General features: G+C 52.4%; 25 protein-coding genes and 1 pseudogene. 15 read left to right on the top strand and 11 right to left on the bottom strand.

Going from position 1 to position 21488, the window contains the following annotated elements; translation table 11 throughout:
• Positions 1-23 precede the first annotated feature (23 nt).
• On the bottom strand, positions 24-401 hold the full coding sequence (locus EL645_RS43080) for a type III PLP-dependent enzyme domain-containing protein (RefSeq protein ID WP_246035587.1): 378 nt from the start codon (positions 399-401) through the stop codon (positions 24-26).
• A 51-nt stretch (positions 402-452) separates the two neighbouring features.
• Positions 453-1039, bottom strand: a pseudogene (locus tag EL645_RS43075) (alanine racemase); the annotation flags it as partial.
• A 382-nt stretch (positions 1040-1421) separates the two neighbouring features.
• Between EL645_RS43075 and EL645_RS25210 the strand changes: the two are divergent.
• The 3 genes from EL645_RS25210 (at position 1422) to EL645_RS25200 (ending at position 3755) form a co-directional block, all read left to right on the top strand.
• Positions 1422-2768 (top strand): cytochrome P450, encoded by a 1347-nt coding sequence (locus EL645_RS25210; protein WP_126553341.1) that lies wholly within the window; start codon positions 1422-1424, stop codon positions 2766-2768.
• Between the two features lie 385 nt (positions 2769-3153).
• Positions 3154-3540, top strand: coding sequence for a hypothetical protein (locus tag EL645_RS25205; protein ID WP_126553339.1), 387 nt, complete (start codon positions 3154-3156; stop codon positions 3538-3540).
• A complete protein-coding gene (locus EL645_RS25200; RefSeq protein ID WP_126553337.1) occupies positions 3537-3755 on the top strand; it encodes a helix-turn-helix transcriptional regulator in 219 nt (72 codons plus the stop codon). The genes EL645_RS25205 and EL645_RS25200 overlap by 4 nt, the downstream gene beginning before the upstream one ends.
• Positions 3756-3830: 75 nt before the next feature.
• Here the strand turns inward: EL645_RS25200 and EL645_RS25195 are convergent, their stop codons facing one another.
• A complete protein-coding gene (locus EL645_RS25195; RefSeq protein ID WP_126553335.1) occupies positions 3831-4289 on the bottom strand; it encodes a DUF5946 family protein in 459 nt (152 codons plus the stop codon).
• Positions 4290-4361: 72 nt separating this feature from the next.
• A complete protein-coding gene (locus EL645_RS25190) occupies positions 4362-5291 on the bottom strand; it encodes a bifunctional helix-turn-helix transcriptional regulator/GNAT family N-acetyltransferase (protein ID WP_126553333.1) in 930 nt (309 codons plus the stop codon).
• A 515-nt stretch (positions 5292-5806) separates the two neighbouring features.
• Between EL645_RS25190 and EL645_RS43070 the strand changes: the two genes are divergently transcribed.
• The 7 genes from EL645_RS43070 (at position 5807) to EL645_RS25160 (ending at position 11728) form a co-directional block, all read left to right on the top strand.
• The gene (locus EL645_RS43070; RefSeq protein WP_246035470.1) at positions 5807-6229 is read left to right on the top strand and encodes an MBL fold metallo-hydrolase; all 423 of its coding nucleotides are present in this window, start codon (positions 5807-5809) and stop codon (positions 6227-6229) included.
• An 86-nt stretch (positions 6230-6315) separates the two neighbouring features.
• A complete protein-coding gene (locus EL645_RS43065; RefSeq protein WP_246035469.1) occupies positions 6316-6543 on the top strand; it encodes an MBL fold metallo-hydrolase in 228 nt (75 codons plus the stop codon).
• A 504-nt stretch (positions 6544-7047) separates the two neighbouring features.
• The gene (locus EL645_RS25180) at positions 7048-7707 is read left to right on the top strand and encodes a TetR/AcrR family transcriptional regulator (RefSeq protein ID WP_126553331.1); all 660 of its coding nucleotides are present in this window, start codon (positions 7048-7050) and stop codon (positions 7705-7707) included.
• 55 nt (positions 7708-7762) lie between these two features.
• The gene (locus EL645_RS25175) at positions 7763-8746 is read left to right on the top strand and encodes an ABC transporter ATP-binding protein (protein ID WP_126553329.1); all 984 of its coding nucleotides are present in this window, start codon (positions 7763-7765) and stop codon (positions 8744-8746) included.
• Positions 8747-8769: 23 nt separating this feature from the next.
• The gene (locus EL645_RS25170; RefSeq protein WP_126553327.1) at positions 8770-9879 is read left to right on the top strand and encodes an ABC transporter permease; all 1110 of its coding nucleotides are present in this window, start codon (positions 8770-8772) and stop codon (positions 9877-9879) included.
• A gap of 20 nt (positions 9880-9899) precedes the next feature.
• Positions 9900-11006: an ABC transporter permease gene (locus tag EL645_RS25165; RefSeq protein WP_126553325.1), complete on the top strand. Its 1107-nt coding sequence runs from the start codon at positions 9900-9902 to the stop codon at positions 11004-11006.
• 149 nt (positions 11007-11155) lie between these two features.
• Positions 11156-11728: a redoxin domain-containing protein gene (locus tag EL645_RS25160; RefSeq protein ID WP_161977677.1), complete on the top strand. Its 573-nt coding sequence runs from the start codon at positions 11156-11158 to the stop codon at positions 11726-11728.
• Positions 11729-11776: 48 nt separating this feature from the next.
• Here the strand turns inward: EL645_RS25160 and EL645_RS25155 are convergent, their stop codons facing one another.
• Complete coding sequence (locus tag EL645_RS25155; protein WP_218032004.1) at positions 11777-12259, bottom strand: MarR family winged helix-turn-helix transcriptional regulator; 483 nt, start codon at positions 12257-12259, stop codon at positions 11777-11779.
• A gap of 216 nt (positions 12260-12475) precedes the next feature.
• Complete coding sequence (locus EL645_RS25150; protein ID WP_126553320.1) at positions 12476-12970, bottom strand: DinB family protein; 495 nt, start codon at positions 12968-12970, stop codon at positions 12476-12478.
• A gap of 500 nt (positions 12971-13470) precedes the next feature.
• Between EL645_RS25150 and EL645_RS44525 the strand changes: the two genes are divergently transcribed.
• Positions 13471-13596, top strand: coding sequence for a hypothetical protein (locus EL645_RS44525; RefSeq protein WP_281276362.1), 126 nt, complete (start codon positions 13471-13473; stop codon positions 13594-13596).
• A gap of 14 nt (positions 13597-13610) precedes the next feature.
• Here the strand turns inward: EL645_RS44525 and EL645_RS25145 are convergent, their stop codons facing one another.
• From EL645_RS25145 to EL645_RS25135, 3 genes are all read right to left on the bottom strand, one after another.
• A complete protein-coding gene (locus EL645_RS25145) occupies positions 13611-13967 on the bottom strand; it encodes a hypothetical protein (protein ID WP_126553318.1) in 357 nt (118 codons plus the stop codon).
• A 102-nt stretch (positions 13968-14069) separates the two neighbouring features.
• A complete protein-coding gene (locus tag EL645_RS25140; protein ID WP_161977676.1) occupies positions 14070-15266 on the bottom strand; it encodes a PGAP1-like alpha/beta domain-containing protein in 1197 nt (398 codons plus the stop codon).
• 231 nt (positions 15267-15497) lie between these two features.
• Positions 15498-16214, bottom strand: a complete 717-nt coding sequence (locus EL645_RS25135; RefSeq protein ID WP_126553314.1) for a DUF4352 domain-containing protein — start codon at positions 16212-16214, stop codon at positions 15498-15500.
• Positions 16215-16439: 225 nt separating this feature from the next.
• On the opposite strand from EL645_RS25135, the gene EL645_RS39570 reads away from it, so the two are divergent.
• The 3 genes from EL645_RS39570 to EL645_RS25125 all read left to right on the top strand — a co-directional run bounded on the left by EL645_RS39570 (position 16440) and on the right by EL645_RS25125 (position 18191).
• Positions 16440-16691 carry a hypothetical protein gene (locus EL645_RS39570; protein WP_161977675.1) on the top strand — a complete coding sequence of 84 codons (252 nt, stop codon included), beginning with the start codon at positions 16440-16442 and terminating at the stop codon, positions 16689-16691.
• Positions 16609-17262 (top strand): methyltransferase domain-containing protein, encoded by a 654-nt coding sequence (locus EL645_RS25130; protein WP_161977674.1) that lies wholly within the window; start codon positions 16609-16611, stop codon positions 17260-17262. The genes EL645_RS39570 and EL645_RS25130 overlap by 83 nt, the downstream gene beginning before the upstream one ends.
• A 146-nt stretch (positions 17263-17408) precedes the next feature.
• Entirely contained in the window at positions 17409-18191 is a 783-nt protein-coding gene (locus tag EL645_RS25125; RefSeq protein ID WP_126553310.1) for a YoaK family protein, read from the top strand.
• Between the two features lie 167 nt (positions 18192-18358).
• On the opposite strand, the gene EL645_RS25120 is transcribed toward EL645_RS25125, so the two are convergent.
• Both EL645_RS25120 and EL645_RS25115 read right to left on the bottom strand, forming a co-directional pair.
• Positions 18359-19039 carry a methyltransferase family protein gene (locus EL645_RS25120; protein ID WP_126553308.1) on the bottom strand — a complete coding sequence of 227 codons (681 nt, stop codon included), beginning with the start codon at positions 19037-19039 and terminating at the stop codon, positions 18359-18361.
• A 44-nt stretch (positions 19040-19083) separates the two neighbouring features.
• Positions 19084-19806: a TetR/AcrR family transcriptional regulator gene (locus EL645_RS25115; protein ID WP_246035468.1), complete on the bottom strand. Its 723-nt coding sequence runs from the start codon at positions 19804-19806 to the stop codon at positions 19084-19086.
• Between the two features lie 602 nt (positions 19807-20408).
• On the opposite strand from EL645_RS25115, the gene EL645_RS25110 reads away from it, so the two are divergent.
• A complete protein-coding gene (locus EL645_RS25110) occupies positions 20409-21191 on the top strand; it encodes a class I SAM-dependent methyltransferase (protein ID WP_126553306.1) in 783 nt (260 codons plus the stop codon).
• Positions 21192-21488 lie beyond the last annotated feature (297 nt).

Here is a 21488-nt window from a genome sequence, read left to right as displayed (position 1 = left end):
TGCGCCCACAGGCTTCACCTGGTCTATTGTACTTTGCCTCTGGCCTCGACGGGCCAGATGGCTTCAATCACGCCGTCGCGATAAGCATAGTAGGTATCGTGCAGGTTGATGGTGGTATCGATATGGCTTGGAATCAACTCGATGCGCTCCCCGATCTGTAGCGGTAGCTCGGCGGACACGCCCTCTTGCTTCCAACTCAAGGCTCCGTGTTCATCTCCCTTTGGCTGATAGGCAAGCTCGGGCTGCCCTTTGGGTTCGGCCATCCCGCTATCGATGGAGAGCGATTTGAGGCCGGCGTCGATAATGACCCGGTCGGGCGTTGGACGGCTGATGACGGTTGAGAGAATGGTCAGGGCATTGGAATAGACCGGCCCCAGGGCATTGCGGTAATCGGTGTCCATAAAAACGAATGAGCCGGGCTGTACCTCGGTGATGCCCTCATAGTCGGCGCAGAATTCGGCCGTCCCGGTGCCGCCGGTGGTGACGATCTGGATCGGGAAGCCGGCTACCCGCAGTTGCTCGGCGGTCTGGGTGAGGATCTGCATTGCTTGCTGGCAGCGTTGCTTGCGCTCTTCGAGATCATGAATGTGCTGCAAATGCCCTTCGTAGCCCTGCACGCCGATCAGTTGTAGCTGCTCCATGTCGCCGATCTGCCGGGCCAGTTCAAGCGCCTCATCTCCCGGAGTCACACCACAGCGATTCTGCCCACATTCAGGTCCAGCAACACATTGGCCTGCAAAGCAGCCTCTCCCATAGCCTGGTTGAGCGCCTGTGCCCCGGCCACGCTATCCACGACCACCTTGATCAAAGGATGATTCTGCAGCAGCGCCACCAGCCGCGCCAGTTTGGGCTTACCCACAATCTCGGTCGTGATCAACAGATCCTCGACGCCCCCCTCGACCATCACTTCCGCCTCGCTGACCTTGGCGACACAGCCACCAATCGCTCCGGCCGCCAGCAAACGCAAAGCCAACTCAGAGCTCTTAACTGTCTTGAGATGCGGCCTGACCTGGATGTTCCGGGCCTGGAAGCGCTTCATCAAACTCGCAATATTCTCATCCATTAACGCCAGATCCACAATCATCGCCGGCGTATCCAGGGTATCGAGTACATCACCTACCTTGGGCTGATACATAATCCCATGCACCTCTTCTTGAATTCATACGTTTTTCCGCATTCTATCACGAAAAACACCTCTTTGATACACCATAATAATATCAAAACAACCAATCGAAGCATCATCTATGCTCTGGCTCAACAAGTAGTGGGACAAACACAATATAAGAAAATCTTTTTAAACTCATGCATGATATTGAAAATAACAAATAAATCAGCTATTCTCTATAGAGAGCTATTTGAGGGAACTCCACCGCAGTTCCTTTTTTGATGTATATTATCTATTGTAAAAAAAGGAACTGCATATGGATGCGATCCAACAAAAGGTCACCCTACCTCCTGGACCCAAACCATTGCCCGTATTAGGAAACAACCACAGCTTTGTCAGAGATCCACTGGACTTCCTGCAAACGCTCCATCAAACCTATGGGCCACTGGCTACTATTTATATGTCCGATACGCCTTCAGTGGTCCTGTTTGAGCCTGAACATATTCATTATGTGCTGACAGAAAATCCCCGCAATTTTACCAGCGCCGAATTCGCCCAGAATTTGCAGGAATTTACCGGCCATGGTCTCTTCAACCTGGATGGGGATACGCATCGCCAGCAACGCCGCCTGGTGCAACCAGCCTTTCATCGCAAGCGCGTCGAAAGCTATGCCGATACGATGCGGCAGTATACGCTGGAGCTGCTTGATACCTGGAAAGCTGGTGAGCAGATTGCCCTCGATCAAGAACTGCAACAGCTGACGATGAGAACTGTAGCCAAATGTCTGTTCAATATCGATCTTGGCTTGCGCAACAGTAACCTTGGCCAGGCCTTTGCAGACATCCGAGAGAATCAGCCGAAACTGCTTGAAATGATCTTGAAACTGCGCATAAATCTGCCTTTCACCGATTATGGCAAACGCCAGCGCGGTAAACGCATTATAGATGAAGTGATCTATCGACTGATTGCGCAACGCCGTATAGAAGGCAAAGATGAGGGTGACTTCCTCTCGATGCTGCTGGCCACCACTGAAGATGATCAAGCTTTGTCGGATACACAAATACGCGATCATATTATGACCTTTGTGGCTGCCGGCCATGAGACCGCAACGAATACACTATCCTGGGCAATTTATTTGCTGGCCCAGAACGATAGCGAATATGAAAAGCTGTACCTTGAATTACAATCGCAGCTGCATGGGCAGCCTCCGACACTGGCCGATTTAGCTAAGATCCCCTATACTGAATGGGCAATCAATGAAACCCTGCGTCTTTATCCACCCGCTTACCTGATCGGCCGTCGGGCACGCGCAGAGTTCACGCTCGATAACTATACCTTTCCAGCCAAAACCAATGTGTTGATCAGTAAGTGGGTGCTCCATCGCCGCCCTGACCTCTGGGAAGCCGCCGATGAGTTTCAGCCTGAGCGTTGGCGACCAGAAAACGCGAAGAATATCGTTCCCTGGTCATACATTCCTTTCGGAGCTGGCCCACGCATATGCATCGGTATGCCCTTTGCACAGCTAGAGATGCGCATGCTCCTGGCCACCATCCTGCAGCGCTTCAAATTCCGCATTGTCCCGGGCTTCAAAATGCAAACCGATGCCGTAATTACACTGCGCATCAAAAATGGCCTCCAGGTCATCTTAGAGCCCGCACCATAACGGATTTACTGCCTCTGCTCGAAAAATCAGCAATAACAACAACCTGTACGTGCGGGGCTTGCCCCGCTTCTTCTTTCCCCGCTCGAAAAATCAACAATAACAACGATCTGTACGTGCGGGGCTTGCCCCCGCTTCTTCTTTCCCCGCTCGAAAAATCAACAATAACAACTTATATATCAAATTAACTATATTCATTCATCTGCGCTTCTCCCCTTCCATCCTCCCTGGCACAACCACAACCACAAAAATGTCAAGCACCCTTGACAAAACCAGCTCTATCAAGCTACAATAATGTCAAGTAAACTTTACAAAAAGTCAACCAGTCTTGGCATCGCGAACACTACATTGTATTCCGGTTCTGTTCAACAAGGATGAGGGAAAAGTTATGAAGACAGCAGCACACAAAACTTATCTGAAAGAATTTTCAGCAGCTATGATCGCTTATGTTATCGTCTTGCTAGTCGCTATCACTGTAATCAACGCCAGCCCGGCCTCAGCCTGGTGGCGCTATCCGCTAGCACTGACCCCGGTTATCCCGGCCATATTCGGGATGATCGCCTATATCCGTTTTATTCGCCGCATGGATGAGCTACAGCGCCGCATCCAGTTCGAGGCGCTGGCCATCGCCTTTGCCAGCGCAGGCATCCTGACCTTTAGCTATGGTTTCCTGGAACTGGTCGGCTTACCGCATATCAACTGGATCTTTGTCTTCCCTTTTATGATTATGCTCTGGGGCATCAGTTCAGGTTTCACCTCCAGGAGATATTCATGATCAACAAGCTCAAAGTGCTCAGGGCCATTCATAATCTGTCGCAGGCCGAGCTTGCTGAGCGCCTGGACGTATCGCGCCAGACCATCAACGCGATCGAAACCGGCAAGTACGATCCCAGCCTGACCCTGGCCTTTAAGATCTCTAAATTGTTTCAGGAACCCATCGAAACCATCTTCCAGCCTGATGCCGATCCCGCTACTACCCCTAAAAAATAAAAATGAACTGACGCGATAGGCTCAATCGAGGGCAAGGCTGGCGGCCAGTTCACTGAGCGTGCCCTCTACCGGCTCCTATGGCTGGTTGCCGGATGCCTTGAGGTCCTCGTTCATCAAGCGCGCCCAGGTGCGCACACTCTCGCAATAGTTGTCCTCACCGCCTGCTACGACATCGGCTGCCGTCATCCTCCATTGAACAGGATGCGCATAAACACCATATGAGGTGGGCGTTGCGGTAATTTTCCATGTGCGCTTGTTTGAGTTAACGACCTCGCGATTTTCTTGCCGTACACCCTGCGGCGTTACATCCTGCTCCACAAATTTCTGGAGCAACTGGATGGCATACTGTAATCCGGCCGGGGAATAGAGCTTCGGATGTTGCAGGTGGTAGCACAACACCATCAAGTGATGTACCTCGGCACCATAGCTGGGATGCTCAAATTCCCAGAACAGCATCTGGTGAAAGTGTTCCTGGCATGTCTGCTCATCAGTTACCGTCGCCTTGCATTCAGGACAGACCTGTGTCGCCTCCATGGACTCCCTCCTCTGCTTACACGCATTGCATTTAACTCTACCAGTGTACCATACCAGGCTCACAACCCAAGACTATAGGATCAGCTCCCAGGTTTCTCCGATCAGGTCGTGGCCAAAGCTGTGATGGCTCTCTTGCTCGATCATTTTGAAACCGGTCTTCTGGTAGATATGGCGCGCTTCCACCAGTACACTATTGGTCCAGAGCTGTAACTTTTGGTAGCCGTGCTGGCGCGCGAAGCGGATGCACTCCTCAACCAGATAGGTACCCAGTCCCAGTCCACGGGCTTTGGGTTCGACCAGCAATAACCGCAGCCTGGCTACGCTCTCACTGGCCCGTACTACAAAGACGGAGCCGACGATCTCGCCCTTCATTTCGGCGATCCAGCAGTGGTCGCGCAACGGATCATAGTTGTTGACGAAGTCTGCCACGATCTGGGCAACCAGGGCCTCAAAGCGTTCATCCCACCCGAACTCCCTGGCGTAAAGTACGCCATGCCGGTGCGCGACCCAGCCTATATCACCAGGCTGATGCGAGCGCAGGAAAAAGGGCTCAGAAAACTTGAAGCTCCTGGTGAGGATACCTTCGATCTCCTGCATGGCCTTTAAGAGTCGCTGCTGCTCTTGCTCACTCAAGGTATTGAGCATTTCCGCCACCTCGTCACGCGAACGTTGATCGAGTAGCTGCGCGGCCTGCTTGCCTTCGTCTGTCAGTTCCAGCAAAAATTGCCGCCCATCATTATCCGAGCGCCTCTTTTCGATCAACGCCTGCTGCTCTAACCTCGTCAGGAGACGGCTGAGATAACCAGGGTCCAACCCCAACTCGCGACCCAGATGCGAAGCCGTCGTCTGCTCACGGTGCGCAATCTCAAACATGATACGCGCCTCAGTCAACGTATAGGGACTGTGCAGCAGGCCTTCACGCAAGACGCCGATCTGCCGTGTAAATGAGCGATTAAAATGCCGAACTACTTTAACCCTCTCGTCAATAGCCTCTGGTAGCATACTTCACCTCATTATTTGACAAAAGCAACTATATACTTGCCAGTATCAACTATTTAATTGCCATTGTCAACTAAATCTGCCCCTTATACAATAAATGAAGAACAATATTGCCTATTGTTTATGTAGACCACATTATAACAAGATAAAAGCGCGTGTAAAGTGTATATTAGCTCTATTTTCATCCCTAAAATGTGTAGAATTAAACAAGCAGCCAATATCAAGATAAGAGAGCTTAAAGCTCATCAATAAACCGAAAGCAACAATAACAACTACATGTATGTACGAAAAAATAATATTATAAGTTTGGGACTTGCTTCCGCTTGTCGCCCCACCGGTGGGGCGACAAGCGGAAGCAAGTCCCAAACTTTGTTGCTACCACAACCATAGCACAAATTGCACTTTTTGTCTGTAATGGTATTTACAGTTTATGCTCTGACATTCTCCTATACTCTTCTGTGGGACCTATTGGAGTTAACAATTTGAAACAGATGCATAAACACAGAAAGGTTCGACGCATGACAACACATGCCGCCACCCCACAGAAATTGTATCTCTTACCGCTATCCTACTCGACCGTCCCGGCCCCTGGCCGCACACTGGAAATGGTGCTGGTCAGCTATCTGATCGAGATGAGCGATGGCAAGCACATTCTGATCGATAGTGGCTTTCCAGCCGAGGTTCCTCGGCCCACAGGAGCGCCGGAGCCACGCCAGGAGAAAAATGTGCTGGCACACCTGGCCGATCTAGGCCTCTCGCCGACCGACATCGATGTCCTGATCTGTACCCATTTCGATATCGATCACGCCGGTTATCATGATGCCTTTACGCAAGCGGAACTGGTTGTCCAGCGCTCCCACTACGAGCTGGCCCGCAGCGGCCACCCGCGCTTTGCGGCTGTGCGCCCCACTGGGACCACCCGGACCTCCATTATCGGCTGATCGACGGCGATACCGAGCTCTTTCCAGGACTGACCCTGCTGGAAACCAGCGGCCACACTACCGGCCATCAATCGGTGCTACTCCACTTGCCACAGACGGGCCCGGTCCTGTTGACCATCGATGCGGTCCTGATGCAATTTGCCTTCACCCCCGATCGACCGGCCTGGCCGATGGATGAGAACGAGGAACAGGTACGCGCCAGCACACGTAAACTGCTGGCCCTGGTCGAACAAGAACAGATCGCGCTGGTGATCTTTGGTCACGATGGCCACCAATGGCAAACGCTCAAGACAGCACCAGACTACTATGCCTGATGCGACCACTCGCTTTTAATCTCCCTACTCGAAAAATCAACAATAACAACAATCTGTACGTGCGGGGCTTGCCCCGCTTAATCCGTTCATATACGAAAAATCAACAATAACAACGAATTGCATAGATTCGGGGCTTGTCCCGATTGCCGCCCCGGCGGCCCAGTATCCTAGCGCTCAGGTGCCCCGTGGCATCACCTTTTCCTCCACGCGGTGCCCAAACACGGACCCTCCTTTTGGGCACCGCGTGGGCCAAGGTGTCAGAGACAAGCAACCGTGTGGTGAGGAGACCGGGCCGCCCTACCGGGGCGGCAATCGGCCGCTGAGGGCCGAACCTATACGAATCTCTTTTCTTGCTGCCTGGTTGCTCAATAAAAGGTATTGAGGCTTGCCCATCTTCTTCCCTTCCAACACGCTCCTTGACAGAGCCATTACAACCATGTTATCATTTTTGTACTGGTACGGTACTGTACCGTACCGATACATTCACACCAAAGGAGAAGATGCATGGGATCAAAGGTGGAAGATGGGGCTCGGGCAAAGGCCAAACGGGAACAGATACTTACGGGCGCGCGGCATGTATTCCTGCGCGAGGGCTTTGCGGCCACCAGTACGGACGAGCTCGCTCGTGAGGCGAGGGTCTCAAAACGCACGCTCTATGCTTATTATCCCAGCAAGGAAGAGCTGTTCGCCGATGTCTTGCGTGAGCTCACTATCGAGCATCCACAGTTGCGGATGCTTGATTTTGTACAGCGGATAGAGCCTCATAGTGCCGAAGAACTACATAGGGCGCTCGCCGAACTGGCAAAAAGGATCGTTTCAGTCATGTTGAGGCCGGAATACCTGGCACTACTACGCATGATCATTGCCGATTCCCACCGCATCCCTCAACTGACTGATATTTTTCGCGCCACGATTCCAGAGCGGGGCTTTAAGGAAGTTAACGCTATGCTCCAACGGGCACAGGAGAATGGGATAGTTGTGCGGGGTGATCGGGAGGTCATGACGCGTTCGTTCATCGGTCCACTTCTTACCTATGCCTTGATGGATGGTCTGTTCAGGCCCGAGGGCCAATCCCAGCCGCCTACCAATGAGAAGATCGAGGAGATCGTCGACCTGTATATGAAGGCCATCTCAAGCGGGAATGAAAATTCCCCTACGGCTTAAAATATCATCGTTCTGCGCTTTATTGGGCTGAAACATCAGGAAAGGAAGCCACCACATGAGTAAAGATGCGACACAAGTAAATACGGCCGCTCAACAGGGCGGCCGCAGCGATATCCCGGCGATTGATATGCGCGATATCAGCAAATCCTTTGGCTCATTCCATGCCGTGGATCATCTCTCGCTCAACGTAAAACAGGGTGAGATCTTTGGTCTGCTCGGACCAAACGGTTCGGGGAAGACTACCACCATCAATATGATTAGCGGCCTGAGCGCTCCTACCAGCGGCGAGGTCTATGTCCTGGGCTATAACGTCCATCGCCAGTCGCGCCATGTGCGGCAATTGCTCGGCTCCGTGCCCCAGGAGACGGCGCTCTACGAAGAGCTTACCGCCTGGGCCAATATGGACTTTCATGCTGATCTTTTCGGCATTCCACGCCGGGAGAAGAAGGAGCGTATCACACGCCTGCTCGAACTTGTCCAGTTGCTGGATCGCAAGGATTCGCGCGTCGGTACCTTCTCGGGTGGCATGAAGCGCCGCCTGGCCCTGGCACGCGCCATGCTGCACGAGCCACAGTTGCTCTATCTGGATGAGCCTACGCTCGGCGTCGATGTGCAGGCCCGCCGCGCCATCTGGGACTATGTTCTGTCGCTGCGCGATCAGGGCAAGACCGTGCTCATTACGACAAATTATCTGGAAGAGGCGCAGGCTCTCTGTGAGCGTCTGGCCATCATCGATCACGGCAAGCTGATCGCCGTTGATACCCCCGAGCACCTCAAGAAAACGTACGGCGGGAGCGTGATCGAGATAGAGACTGAGCATCCTACCACGGACATAGCGAAGCTGCGCGCCTTAGATGGTGTGACCGGCGCCACCCAGGATGGAACACATCTCAAGATCACCACCCAGGGGACCAGCAATATCGTGGCGCAGTTGATCACGATTCTGATGCAGGAGAATGGTATCCGGGATATCGCTATTCGTGAGCCGAACCTGGACGAGATCTTCTTGCTGCTGACCGGAAGCGCGTTGCGCGATTAATAGGGAAGGGAGCGTCTAAAGCCATGTCGCTAAACTATACGCTGCGCGTCATCTGGGCCTGCATGCTTAAAGATATCAAGAGTACACTCACTGAGCGCACCTTTACTATTATCAGTATATTTGTGCCGCTAAATGTACTTATCTTGCTCAGCCTCTTCGTGCTGGCAGGCAGCCAGGCCCCCACGGCAGTGGTTATGCATGATACCGGTCCCTACGCGCAACAGTTTTATAGCGCGATGAGCCACGCGCACTCGTTTCGCCTGCGTACCGCCAGTGCGACCGAGGCACAGCAGTTGATCGAGACCGGAAAAATCGTTGCCGTTGTTACTATTCCTGCCGATTTCGATGCCCGTATCCACCAGAATCAACCGGTCCAGGTAGGAGTGCAGATCAATAACCTGAATACCGATTTCACCAATGATATTCGGCGCGCGATCCCACTCTCCATCACAACGTTCTACTCCAAAGCCTTTCCCACTCTCGTTGTCGTTACACCACACGAAAGCGACCTGCAGCCCCAGGATACCGATTACGTCCCCTATCTGGCCGTCTCTATCCTCGTGGTTGGTCTGACCCTGGGAGGCATCCTGCAAGCCGGTACGGCCGCCTCGCGTGAGTATGAGAATATGACCATCAAAGAATTGCTGCTCTCTCCCGCCAGCCGCTGGGCCATTACGGTAGGCAAGATGCTGGGCGCGTTTATCGTCAGCCTCGCTTCGGCCGTGGTGGTGCTGCTCGTACTCATCCTGGTGATTGGCATCTGGCCCGCGCATTGGGGCGAAATGATCGGCATAACCCTGTTGACGCTCCTGCTCTTCGTGGCCCTTGGCACCTTGCTCGGGACCCTGATAAAGCAGCGCCAGCCGGTTCTGGTCCTCTCTTTTGGCACCGCCATCCCGCTCTTCTTTATCAGTGGCGCGTTTGGTCCGCTCTCTTTTACCACGCCCGCCATTCAAGTCATCGCGCAAATTTTTCCTATGTACTATGCGATCGTCCTGCAGCAGCATGCCTTTCACAACTTCATACTGAACACCTATGGTCTGGGCACCAACGCCCTTATCCTGGCGGCTTACGCGCTTGTCATCATCATCCTAACGGCCATTGTGCTCCGTCGTAGCTCAGTGGCGCATTGATAGAGGAGGCTCATCCAACTATGCTTAGTACATTTTTTCGGGTCGTCTGGGTTATTCTCAGGAAGGATATTGCGATCTTCCTGCGTCAACCCGCCAATATGGCCGCGACCATCCTTCCCCCGGTGGCCTTTCTACTCATTGGCGCGCTCGGCGCGGTAGCCGTTGGGCGCAATCCGGTCGCGCTCGTTACGCTCGATTCAGGCGCGAAGGGGCAGCAGATGGCGCAGATATTCCATCAAGCCGATGTCTTTCGCATCACCGACACCACGCCCGCCCAGGCAAAGACGCTGCTCAATACCGTCAAGGTAGCCGCCGTGATTACCATCCCGGCCGACTTCACACAGCGCGTCTCCGCTCACCAGAGCGCGCCCATCGAGGTGACGGTTAATAACCTGAACCTGGACTTCACGAACGACATTCGGCGCTCGGTCCCCGATGCCATTACCCAGTTTTACCAGGCCCAGGGTAGCGCGAGCCCGATCGCTGTGACGATGCACGAGACCAATCTACGCCAGCGCGATATCGAACTCTTCCAATATGGCGTCTTGCCAACGATCTTGCTCCTGCTCTGCATCAGCGGCATCCTCAATGGCGGCCTGGCGGCGGCGCGCGAATGGGAGAGCTACACCGTCAAAGAATTGCTGCTCGCACCAGTGGCACGCGGAGCGATCATCCTGGGTAAAGTCCTGGCCGGCTTCTCCATCTCATTCATTCTGGGCACGCTAGTCCTGCTCCTCGGATATATCTTAGGCTGGACACAACCCGAGGGCATCTACTGGCTTACCACCCTGCTGACACTGGCTCTCATCGCGCTCTTCAGTGCCGGCCTCGGTGTCGCTATCGGAGCAGCCCTCCAACGTATACAGCCTGTGCTTGCCGTCTCCATTAACGTAGCAGTCTACCTGTTCTTCCTCGCTGGAGGCATTGGCGTCCTGGCCTTCGAGCCAGACTGGCTACAAAACATCGCCGCCTTCGTCCCGCTAACCTATGGACGGCACGCTCTTGAACAGGCCATCTTCTACCATTCCGCCGACCAATTCAGCCTGGACATATCCATCCTGATCGTATCCGCGGCCATCACCATCACCCTGGGCATCCTGGCAATGCGCAGAAGCCTGTCCCATTAAAAACCAGACCAACAGTGCGAGAGGGTCTTTCCGCCGCTTCCATTCTAATACATTTCTATGCTTGACAAAATAGACAACATGGTTTACCATATATTTAGTAAACCATGTTGTCTATTTTTATCATACAAGAAAACAGCGAGGAACCTATAATGAAACTCCATAGAAGAGAAGTCGCGCCCCAGTTTGAGGCAGAGGATATTTTCGGCGCACGCATCGACCTGCGTGCATACGAAGGGAAACCCGTCCTGCTCACCTTCCTGCGCAACGGGGCCTGTGCTATCTGCAATCTACGCGTCCACCAATTGATACAACGCTATCCCGAACTCCACGCACGCGGCCTGGAGTTCCTGGCCGTTTTCGAGTCGCCAGTTAGCAGCATCCTCCAATATGTGACCTCCAGACAAGAGGTGCCTTTCCCCATTATCGCCGATCCGACCGCGCGGCTCTACGATCTGTATGGCGTTGAAGTATCGCAAGAGAAGACACAGGCCAGTATGGCCCGCGTTGAGACCCCAGAGTTTCAGCGCATGATCCAGGATGCTGCTGCTATCGGCTATCAACTCCTCCACGAAAAAGGCGCAAATTTCGAGCGCCTCCCGGCCGATTTCCTGATCGGGCCTGACCAGTGTATCCAGCTAGCCTTCTACTCCGACCTGATCGGCGATCATCTTCCCCTCGCAGAGGTCGAGGATGCCTTAAGCGCAACGGGCAAAAAAATATAAAACGTACGCGCCCCTCGTGGGCGCGCTTTTTCCCATCTTACTCCGTCTTTATTCGACAACATCCTTTTCGTCTTCAATATGCGCCAGCAGATCATCGAGTGTCTCGCGCAACTGCTTAAAGCGCTCCTCGCCCAGGATAGCGCTGAATTCCTGTTCCATCTCACCTTTAAGCTCATAGGCATCGTGAAGAAATCGCCAGCCCAGCTCAGTGAAGGTGACCTGCACCGCGCGTCGATCCGTCGAGTCAGGGGCGCTGACAACGTAACCTTTTTTGGCCAGGTCGGCCACCAGATGTCCCGCCGCCTGTTTGGTAATATTCATGCGTTTAGCCAATGTCGTGATGCGTGTGCCTTCTGTATCGAGATGAGAAATAAGGGTTGTGTGGGCTGGCGACAACCCGGTATGGCCCCGGGCCGCCAGTTTACGCACCGATAGCGCAACAAAGGCGCGGTGGGCACGCCAAAAATACCTGCCAATATTCTCCTGTCGTCGTCGTACCAAATCTTCGTATGGGCCGGGCTCTTCGCTCACATACTCCTCCTTCTCCTGACACACCGATATCATTCGTAAGCTATCCATGCGCAATAGCTTCTTCTCTACATGGTACCATGTTTTAAAGTAAAAGAAGGGACGCGACAAGAGCTAAAACACTAACATTGAATGAATGCAAGCCCCAACACGCTCTGTACGTGTAGAGCTTGCCTCCACTTTGCCCTTCCCAATCGAAAATAATGACAAAACTACAAATTACAGGTCGATGGCCGTCAGCCCATGCATCCCCAGTACAAACGAGATTTCGCCACCATGATGCAAGTCATGCTCGATCAGGTGCCAGATCACCCATTGCCGGGTGAAGGTCTCTTCCTGCCCATCATCATCAACATCATGCAATAGATCCTCCATATCGGCAATCGTCCAGCGCTGCAGACAATCCTGAAGTATTCGCCAGGTTGTCTCCAATCCCTGAACCAGCTCTTGACCCGACCGAGCTGGCTGATCAGCATCATCCCATATACCCAACGCCAGTAGCTCCGCATGCTCTTCCTTGAGAACATAATAAAGCCAGCGTGCACGCGCACCAATAATATGCCTGGCAATCGTCCCGACCGAACGCAAATTCTGTGAAGCCTGTATGTTTAACTGCTCCAGTGTAAGCGGGGCCAGCGCGTTCATCAAGTGTTTCTGATACGCATCCCACCCCTGGTAAAAAGCAGCCAGTGAACGTGTCGTCTGTTCTTTCATCTATTTCTTTCTCATTTCTTACTTGCAAAAAACATGGTCGCCCCAGGACACAAACTATCCCGGAACATATCTTATCGAGGTGAAAACAAGAGGAGCAGTGCAGTGGCATGAATAGATACGGATCTATCCATCAGCAGAGAGGTGCAAGCAAGCGAGCAAGTCCATCACTATAAGAAATCGTGCGGCTAAGCACCACACACCCGGCTGAAGAAGTGCACAGTCCCCATGAAGATAAATGTACTGTCCATATATTTCTTTCCTCCTTTCAGCTAACAAAAAACGACGTGCAACGAATTGAGTATAACAGAAGGTCAGCGACTTTACAAGCAGCTATACTTCCCTCATGTTCCGACTCTTTCACATTCTATTATTTTTTCACCCAGATTAACACAGCAGCATATTCCTATCCATAAAAGCTTTTATTATAGCAGGCATATATATTACCTATATATAAAACAAATCCGCAGCCGATTTCTATTTTCATAGGAGTATACGCAATCATGAAAACAAAACTTTACTGCCTGCCAGTTATGCTGGCAAGCATCCTGCTCCCAATCGGCCTTATGCTGGCAATGTGGCATATCACCACCTCATTTGAAAAACATATCCTGGTCAGCATTCCGTGAGAAGGATATGGTCTTCAATGCGAGGCTCCCCAGGCCTGCATGATCACAGCCATACAGATGCCCAGACAGCAGAAGAGCAGGCCAAAGGCCAGGGCGGTAATGGCGATCGCCTTACCAGCGGCTGAATGTATATGACGATTCCAGAATAGGGCCAGTGTGCTCAGGAGGATGGCACCCAGGGGCGCTACAAAGAAGATGGGATAGAGGATGTTCCATAGCCGTATGTGGCCAAATGCGAGGGTGTTGATATAGGCCGCCGTCGCGGGGATGGTTGAGGTAAAGAAGATGGTTCCGGCCACTACGTCCAGCAATAAACTCAGGGTGGCCAGTCCCACAATACCTGCTTCATAGGTCGGTGCTTTGCTCATCATGGCAACTCCGCTCTTTTTTGAGCTACATGTGGGCAGGGTCCGCTCGTGCTTGAACCCTACCCAATGAAGATAACCAGGGCTACATAGCCTTCAAACTCAGCATTACCAGGCGTAGCTTTCCAGGGCATAGTACATTTCCTGCAGCCCATGTGGATAGCTGGTATCCTCATAATACCAGCCTGGCCCCTGTCCTTGACCATCATCATAGACGCAGTCATTGCTATAGGGTTTGGTAGTATCACAATAGCTGGCCTGGGCGTTAAGGACGGTCGAGGGATCGTGAATGGCTCCGCCGTGATTATAACAGGCTGGATTGGATGAGTTGTCGTACCAGACTTTATGGTTGGCATCCATCATGAGTGAGCTATTGCCGACCAGCCCATCGCAATGGCTCCCGACAACGGTCCAGTCGGTGTTGCCGCTATTGGGATGCTGGGCGTGGGCGCTCAGGTCGCGCATAAAGCTGCTGCCCCAGTTCATCTCCCTTCCTTGCGTACAGTTGGCACAGGCCAGCGCGGCTCCAAAGACCCCGTTGTGGGGGGTATTAAAGGTGATGGCGTCGGTAACGGTCCCGATGGTTGTGGGCATCCAGGGCGCATGCTCCTCTACCAGCTCCATGGTATGCCGAATGATCAGCCCACCCATACTGTGTCCAATCAGGATCTCCGACCAGTTGCGCTGCCCGAAATTATAAAATAAATACCAGGCAAACAGGCAGCTAAGATGGTCGATACTCTCATTATTTGTGCCATCATAGGTGTTGCCCAGACTGGCACAGTGAGCGCGGTAGAGAGCATCATGCAGGTCAGCCGAGTAGTGGCTGATGGAGTTTTGCTCATTGCCATTGCTGGCACAATCCGAGCCATCGGCTTTGACCTCTCGGTTATAATAGCTGATCTGCCTCAGGTCCCCCATCCAACGTGAGGCGAGAAAACCAGCGGCGTCCTGCCAGTAGCCCTCACAATCAGGCATCGTCTCGCTCCCATTGGAGGCCGTGCCAAACAATCCATCCCCACCATTCAAGCCATGCACAAAAACAACGCTGGTACCAGTATAGCTGGCACGCGGTGCCAGCGGGAAGGCTTTCTCCTTGAATTGCACATGTCGTGGACCCACGGTGCTGGCATGTGGCTTCTGGCCAGTCGGGGTGCTCGTCTGAACCAGGGGCGTTTGCGCAAACGCTGGCGCGGATGAACTGGTTGGTGCCCACAATACCGAAAAAATACAGATCAGGACCACCAGGAGGAAAAGTACGCGAAAGAGAACAGGGCCTACATGTAGAGTCTTCAAACGGCGCATAATGTTCAGAAATCCTTTCCGTCCCCATTTAATTATTAGCATGCTTCTACAGCATGAAAAAGCTATCTGAATACAAAGCTTTTTCAGTACAAAAAACGGGAATGGTTGAGATTTTCGCGCCCGATAGCCTTATTGGCTATTACGCCGCAATAATCCTGCTATAAAGAGCCGCCCTATCGATAGCATTAACTCTATATTATCGATAGGGCGGCCAGGTACTCTAAAAGGCGTTTAGCACAGGTCTAGCTTTACCAGCAGACAGGTGTTGGCATGAATGTCCCAGGCGAATTGTTCCTCTGAGCCGGTGGCAGGAGGCATCCATACCAGTTCCAATGGTCCATGGTCGGCTGGCACGCTAAAAAGAATATCACCTTCTTTACTCTCACCTTCCTGTATGGTGAGTTGCGCCAATTTTAAACGTGTGTCCGCATAATATGCAGGCACCGGACCATTATCATCAACCGGCTGGATAGCCTGGCCTCTGTATTGATGGCCCTGCAGAACTGGTGAACTGTATACGACAAATGTGCCAGGATCATATCTGTCTGCCTGCGAATTATTGGGATCTAACTGAAACCGGGCATGTACAACCAGGAACGTCTTCCCTTTGTCGTCCTGGGCATGGTGAATCGATACCAGCGTCAATTGTATACCGCTATCAGCTACTGTATCACCCACATGCTGCGGATGCGTCATGCGTGGATCATCAATTGAGATATATCCATATGTCAGCCCCCGCTGCAATTGATATAACAACCAGATCGGCGTCCCCACTACAGTCACCGCGCACAGACACAATCCCAGCGCCACCACCAGCATAGACACCGAAAAAGCCCGGAATCTACGCTCACCTTTACTCGGCCCACTTACGCTATAACGTTGCTCGGGTATACTCTGCACTGTATCCTGCTTATATATCTCTTTTTCGCCCGTATGCTGGCTCTGCATAAAAATATCTTCCCTGATAAGAAACACTATAATATATCTATATTATCAACCTATCCACTTCCTGCTATATCAGAGAGTATACTGCGATCCAATGCCACAAAACATGGTGCAATTAACCCATTTTCCAACGCGCTACAATTTTATCCCTGAAGGGCTGTGCACACACATTCTACATAGATTATACTGTATATGAATTGGCAAAAATTGCAGGCAAAGGAGCAGGCGATGAGAGATTTTCAACAGCCGCGCACAGAGTTTTCGGATGTGGATCAGGCGCTTAACCCCAACATATATATTCAATTGTTGGATGCCCAACTGGATAATCCTTTTACCCTCCAATACAAGCAGCACGCCCAGAGCTTACTCGAACTCCAACCAGGATTGCTGGTGTTGGATGCTGGCTCTGGCACGGGCGAAGATGTGCGCCTTTGCCCGCCTGGTCGGTCCAGGCGGACATGTGACCGGGCTGGATTTTAGCCAGCGGATGGTTGAGGTGGCCCGTCGGCGTACACCTGATTTCAGCCTGCCACTACGCTTTATGCAGGGTGACCTCCACGAGCTTTCTTTCGCGGACAATACTTTCGATCGCTGCTACGCTGAAAAAACCTTCCAGCATCTATCCAATCCTAGACGGGCGCTGGCCGAGTTGATCCGAGTCATGAAGCCCGGCGGCCTGCTGGTCATTGCCGAGGCCGACCACGAAACCCAGGTTCTTGACTCTCCCTATCCCGATGTGACGCGCCGCTTCTTGCGCTTCCGCAACGCTGGCATGAAACAACCAGACATCGCGCACCGCCTCTATGCCCTCTGCAAAGATCTCGGCGTCACAGATATCCATATCGAGCCACTCACCTGCGTTACTACGGACTATAAGAATATCGAGGCCCGCGCCCATTTTGTCGAGGGTATGGAACTGGCCTGCCAGCACGCCGTGGTCACCCCGGAAGAAGCCGAGCTGTGGATCACTGCCTTCAATGAGGCCGTGCGCAGCGAGCGCTTTTTTCATGCCGTGACCTGGTTTCTGACCCGCATCCGCAAGCCTCTTTAATCTGATCAAGGAGAAAGCCCAAAGGAATACGAATTGTACGTGCGGGCTTGTCCCCGCTTCAGACGCTCCTGCATGAAGAATCAACAAATACATAACCCCGAGACATAAACCAGACGATCAATCATTTTCTGTCGATAGAGAGATTTATGCGACAATATACAAGGCCTTCTTCAAATGTGAACACCACACAAACATTCGAGCACACCTGGGCGGTCTTCCTGCTCGCCTGGGTGGCCGCGTTCGGTGACGCAATTGGCTTTCTGGTCCTGCAGCAGCTTGGAGCCTCGTTTATGAGTGGCAATAGTATGGCTACTGGCGCGGCCCTGGGCCACCTGGACTGGCACGCAGCTTTCCGCAGTGGCCTGCCTATCATCGTGTTCTTCCTGGGAAATATGCTGGGCTTCCTGGTGCTGGTGCTGGCCAGGCTAGCGCATATTCGCTCTCCCTTTTCTATCATCTTTACGCTGGAACTGGCATCTCTGCTGGCATTCCTCATCCTTGGGAGCCGCTCTTTACAGAATGGGAGTATTCTCCCGGTTCAATCGTGGAACTTTTATCTATGCACGATCTTGCTTACGCTGACAATGGGGCTCCAGACGACAACGGTACGGCAGGCCAGTGGTCAGGGCATCAGTACGACTTTTGTGACGGGGGTGCTGAGCAATTGGGCCAATGCTCTGTTACAATATCTGCCCTGGCTGCATGAACAGCTCATCGAACATTCTTTTTTGCAGGCCATGCGTGCTTCATGGCAACGAACAGCATTTCGCCATCTCCTCTTGCTGAGTGGGGTGTGGGCCTCCTATGTGATAGGAGCCATCTGCGGCAGTGCCCTCGAACTGCGCTTCGCGCTGAACTCTTTGATCTTCCCCATGATCATCCTCGTTGTGCTCATTATCATCGACTTACTACAACCATTTAGAAGATGAGAAAAGTGAAATATATCACCAAAAATTCCAGGCAATTCACAATTTCTAGCTGGCCCGACACTATATTCATCAGTTAAAATACACCTGGCCATTCTCTAGTGCACAAAATATATAGATGAGGGCGTAAATATAATGTTCTACGCCCTCCCTGTCATCTTTCAGCAGGATTACCAGACATACGGGATGAGGCGATATTTCACCTGTGTCTTGTAGGCGCTATAGCCCTGCAGTTCCTGCTGTAGCGTGCGTTCCTCCAACACTGCCCGGATCGCTATCATGATGATCAAGAGCAATCCTCCCAACAGACCGAACAATGATCCCAATAGGAGCGCTGTACTGAGCATATAGAGAAGGGCGGCGGCATACATGGGATGGCGTACATAATGATAAGGCCCGGTTGATACTACTGTTTGCCCGCGCTCTTCCTGGATGCGCACCATCGGCGATAAGAATGAGTTCTCACGAAACGTGGCGTAGAAGAGCCAGAAAGAGCCAATCAGGACAACCGCACCCACTATCTGAAGCCAGGTTGGCACCTGCGACCAGCGAAAACGTACCGCATCCAGTGGCATCAGAACCAACCAGGCCAGGAAGACAACATACGTGACAGCCATTCCAATCTTGTCCCAGACCTTCTGGTCGGACTTACTGATGGCCATGCGCTCTGTCAGCAGGGCAGGGTTGTGCTTGAACAACCAGTACGTGATGGCAAAGGTGAAGCCAAAGAAGAGAATAAGAAAGGTCCAGCCAGCGGGCCAGGCAAGGGTACCAGCCGCCAGGAATAGGGGCAGGCTGAAGAACAAAAGAAGATAGACGAATTCAGCAAACAGCACTTTGAGATTGACCATGATAGATCACCTTTTCCCATTTCAAACAGGACCAATACGTCTCTTTATTTTATGAAATGTTTCTCGGCCTGGACTTGCGGAGAGACAAACCATTCCCTGAGGGTGTCAGCATTGGTCAGAGACAAAGAACCCGCTGATGCTCCCAGTATTCGCTCCAGTGCATCGGTATAGGCGGCAATGGTGTGTTCAACGCGCACCATATCGCCGCCCTCCGACTCGAATGCCAGCAGCATTTGACCCAGGGTTTCCCCCAGTTCCGCTGCAATGGATAGAACGACTTCACTTATCTGCTCGGGATAAGGGGTCGTCAATACACCTTCCTGCACCCCCTGCCGAATAACCGCTGCAAACAGAGGCGTGAGTCGTTTGACACCCACGGCGTGTGATTTTCGCCGGACAATAATGTTGTCATCCGCGTACCAGACCCGTAATAGCTCAATCAGCAGCGTCTTCTGCGCGGTTTTATACTTGTTGAGGGCGTCAAAAAAATGCTGCAGCTTGACGATGGCGGTCAAAGAAGGGTCCTGCACAATCGGGATGAACAGTTGCTCCGCCTCTTGCAGCATGCGCTCAAGCAAGGCTTCGAGCACATCCTGCTTTGAATCAAAGTAGTGATAGAAGGCCCCCTTAGAAATCTTGAGCGCTTCCACGATATCCTGGATCGTCATCTGCTCATAGCCCTTGCTATAAATAAGCTGCTGGACCGCATCGAGGATAGCATTACGCCTGAACGCATATTCCTGCTCATTGACTGTACGTACCATCATCACTCCTTCATTCAAAAACCGACCGAAGGTTTATCTTTACTACTACAATAGTAACTGCAGAATTAATCCCTGTCAATGGATAATTCTGAGGGAAACGGCAAGAGCGATCCGATTCCCATAGATTCGAGCCTTATGTCCGCTACGTTTCGCTGCGGAACACAAAAAAGCATGTATAGTACGCCAACAGATTGGCATGCGCAAGGCACATCACTTACCAACCAGACAAGCAATTGAATGCAACAAGAATAACGATCAGTACGTGCGGGGCTTGCCCCCGCTTAATCCGTTCCTACCCGAAAAGCAACAATAATAATGTCATGTATCCAAATAAATAGCTGCAAAATCATCTTTTTTCTAATTCTTCGAGCGAGAAGATTAAAAGCGGGGGCAAGCCCCGCACGTACTGATCGTGTTTTTGGGGCTTTCTTCTCTCGTCTTCGCCTTAAATGAGGTGTATTGTGCACAAGGCACGCTGCTTAATGGCACAGAGTTGCACGTGTGCAGAAGCCCGGCAGAAGCAACTTTCGTTGCTTCCATCCGTAGTTGAATAGAACCCATGGCACCCGCTCACGTATTTGGAAAGAAAAGGGGAGGATAGTTACATGAAGCCTAAACCCGCTCATCTTGGCCTGCAATACGCGGAACAATTCAAGGATAGCAGTGTTGCCGAGGTCTATCACCATCGCCCTCCATACGCCGATGAGGCCATTCACAAGCTCATTGAGCTCATCACAGACGAGCCCCGCACGATCCTCGATGCGGGCTGCGGCACAGGTGACCTTGCTCGTCGGCTGGCAGATCAGGTGGAACGTGTCGATGCCGTCGATTTTTCTCAGGCTATGCTCAACCAGGGAAAAGCGCTTCCCGGTGGCAATCATCCTCACCTGCATTGGATCTACGGGCGCGTGGAGCAGGCCCCATTACAACCTCCCTATGCCCTCATCACTGCTGGCGAGAGCCTGCACTGGATGGAATGGCAGCTCGTCCTGCCCTTATTTCACCAGCTATTGACCCCGCACGGCTTCCTGGCGCTTGTGGGGCGCGGCACTGAACCCAATCCCTGGGATCAAGACCTCCAGGCGCTCATCAATCGCTTCTCTACCAATCGGGAATATCGCCCATACGACCTGATCGCGGAATTGGAGCAGCGCCACCTCTTCCAGCCACAGGGCAGCTTTAACACACAGCCAATCCCATTCGTTCAATCCGGAGAAGCATACATCCACTCCATCCACTCGCGCAACGGCTTCTCACGGGATCGCATGGATAAGGAAGCGGCCGAGACCTTCGATGAGGAGGTACGCCAAATGCTCGCCCCCTTCCTGCACCATGACCAGCTCACGCTATCCATCAACAGTTCCGTGGTATGGGGCTTCCCTCAATGAGCAGGAGATGCACCCTAACGAGAAGTAATATCTCCACGACGCACCAGCCATTCCTGTAGCGAGGGCGTATGATCCTCGTAGTGTTTGAATGAACAGCCGCGAAGACCTGCCAGGGCACCCACTCTGCGGGCATATATTTGAAGCGCCGGGGATCAGTAAAATCTTCCTCATCCAGACCCGGACCGCCTGGAGGAACTGCGTATAGATCTCGTGCTCGTCCTCCACTACTTCCTGCAGCGCGCAAGCGCGATTTTGCAGGTACACGACCTCATTGCGCTCATCTTCCGATACCTGCCA

Origin of the sequence: Dictyobacter kobayashii (assembly GCF_003967555.1) — a bacterium.
In the GTDB taxonomy this organism is placed as follows: domain Bacteria; phylum Chloroflexota; class Ktedonobacteria; order Ktedonobacterales; family Ktedonobacteraceae; genus Dictyobacter; species Dictyobacter kobayashii.
Note: the sequence above shows the minus strand (reverse complement) of the source record. Positions and strands in the feature narration are given on the sequence as shown.

Bases quoted from the DNA above. Each gene is read 5' to 3' on its own strand.
- EL645_RS25190 (WP_126553333.1), bottom strand. From the start codon at position 5,291: ATGCTACCAGAGGCTATTGACGAGAGGGTTAAAGTAGTTCGGCATTTT.
- EL645_RS25135 (WP_126553314.1), bottom strand. From the start codon at position 16,214: ATGCAGAGCCAGCATACGGGCGAAAAAGAGATATATAAGCAGGATACA.
- EL645_RS25130 (WP_161977674.1), top strand. From the start codon at position 16,609: ATGCTGGCTCTGGCACGGGCGAAGATGTGCGCCTTTGCCCGCCTGGTC.
- EL645_RS25140 (WP_161977676.1), bottom strand. From the start codon at position 15,266: ATGCGCCGTTTGAAGACTCTACATGTAGGCCCTGTTCTCTTTCGCGTA.
- EL645_RS25175 (WP_126553329.1), top strand. From the start codon at position 7,763: ATGAGTAAAGATGCGACACAAGTAAATACGGCCGCTCAACAGGGCGGC.
- EL645_RS25160 (WP_161977677.1), top strand. From the start codon at position 11,156: ATGAAACTCCATAGAAGAGAAGTCGCGCCCCAGTTTGAGGCAGAGGAT.
- EL645_RS43070 (WP_246035470.1), top strand. From the start codon at position 5,807: ATGACAACACATGCCGCCACCCCACAGAAATTGTATCTCTTACCGCTA.
- EL645_RS25165 (WP_126553325.1), top strand. From the start codon at position 9,900: ATGCTTAGTACATTTTTTCGGGTCGTCTGGGTTATTCTCAGGAAGGAT.
- EL645_RS44525 (WP_281276362.1), top strand. From the start codon at position 13,471: ATGAAAACAAAACTTTACTGCCTGCCAGTTATGCTGGCAAGCATCCTG.
- EL645_RS25110 (WP_126553306.1), top strand. From the start codon at position 20,409: ATGAAGCCTAAACCCGCTCATCTTGGCCTGCAATACGCGGAACAATTC.
- EL645_RS43080 (WP_246035587.1), bottom strand. From the start codon at position 401: ATGGACACCGATTACCGCAATGCCCTGGGGCCGGTCTATTCCAATGCC.
- EL645_RS25145 (WP_126553318.1), bottom strand. From the start codon at position 13,967: ATGATGAGCAAAGCACCGACCTATGAAGCAGGTATTGTGGGACTGGCC.
- EL645_RS25125 (WP_126553310.1), top strand. From the start codon at position 17,409: ATGCGACAATATACAAGGCCTTCTTCAAATGTGAACACCACACAAACA.
- EL645_RS25205 (WP_126553339.1), top strand. From the start codon at position 3,154: ATGAAGACAGCAGCACACAAAACTTATCTGAAAGAATTTTCAGCAGCT.
- EL645_RS25120 (WP_126553308.1), bottom strand. From the start codon at position 19,039: ATGGTCAATCTCAAAGTGCTGTTTGCTGAATTCGTCTATCTTCTTTTG.
- EL645_RS25115 (WP_246035468.1), bottom strand. From the start codon at position 19,806: ATGATGGTACGTACAGTCAATGAGCAGGAATATGCGTTCAGGCGTAAT.
- EL645_RS25200 (WP_126553337.1), top strand. From the start codon at position 3,537: ATGATCAACAAGCTCAAAGTGCTCAGGGCCATTCATAATCTGTCGCAG.
- EL645_RS25195 (WP_126553335.1), bottom strand. From the start codon at position 4,289: ATGGAGGCGACACAGGTCTGTCCTGAATGCAAGGCGACGGTAACTGAT.
- EL645_RS39570 (WP_161977675.1), top strand. From the start codon at position 16,440: ATGAGAGATTTTCAACAGCCGCGCACAGAGTTTTCGGATGTGGATCAG.
- EL645_RS25210 (WP_126553341.1), top strand. From the start codon at position 1,422: ATGGATGCGATCCAACAAAAGGTCACCCTACCTCCTGGACCCAAACCA.
- EL645_RS25170 (WP_126553327.1), top strand. From the start codon at position 8,770: ATGTCGCTAAACTATACGCTGCGCGTCATCTGGGCCTGCATGCTTAAA.
- EL645_RS25180 (WP_126553331.1), top strand. From the start codon at position 7,048: ATGGGATCAAAGGTGGAAGATGGGGCTCGGGCAAAGGCCAAACGGGAA.
- EL645_RS25150 (WP_126553320.1), bottom strand. From the start codon at position 12,970: ATGAAAGAACAGACGACACGTTCACTGGCTGCTTTTTACCAGGGGTGG.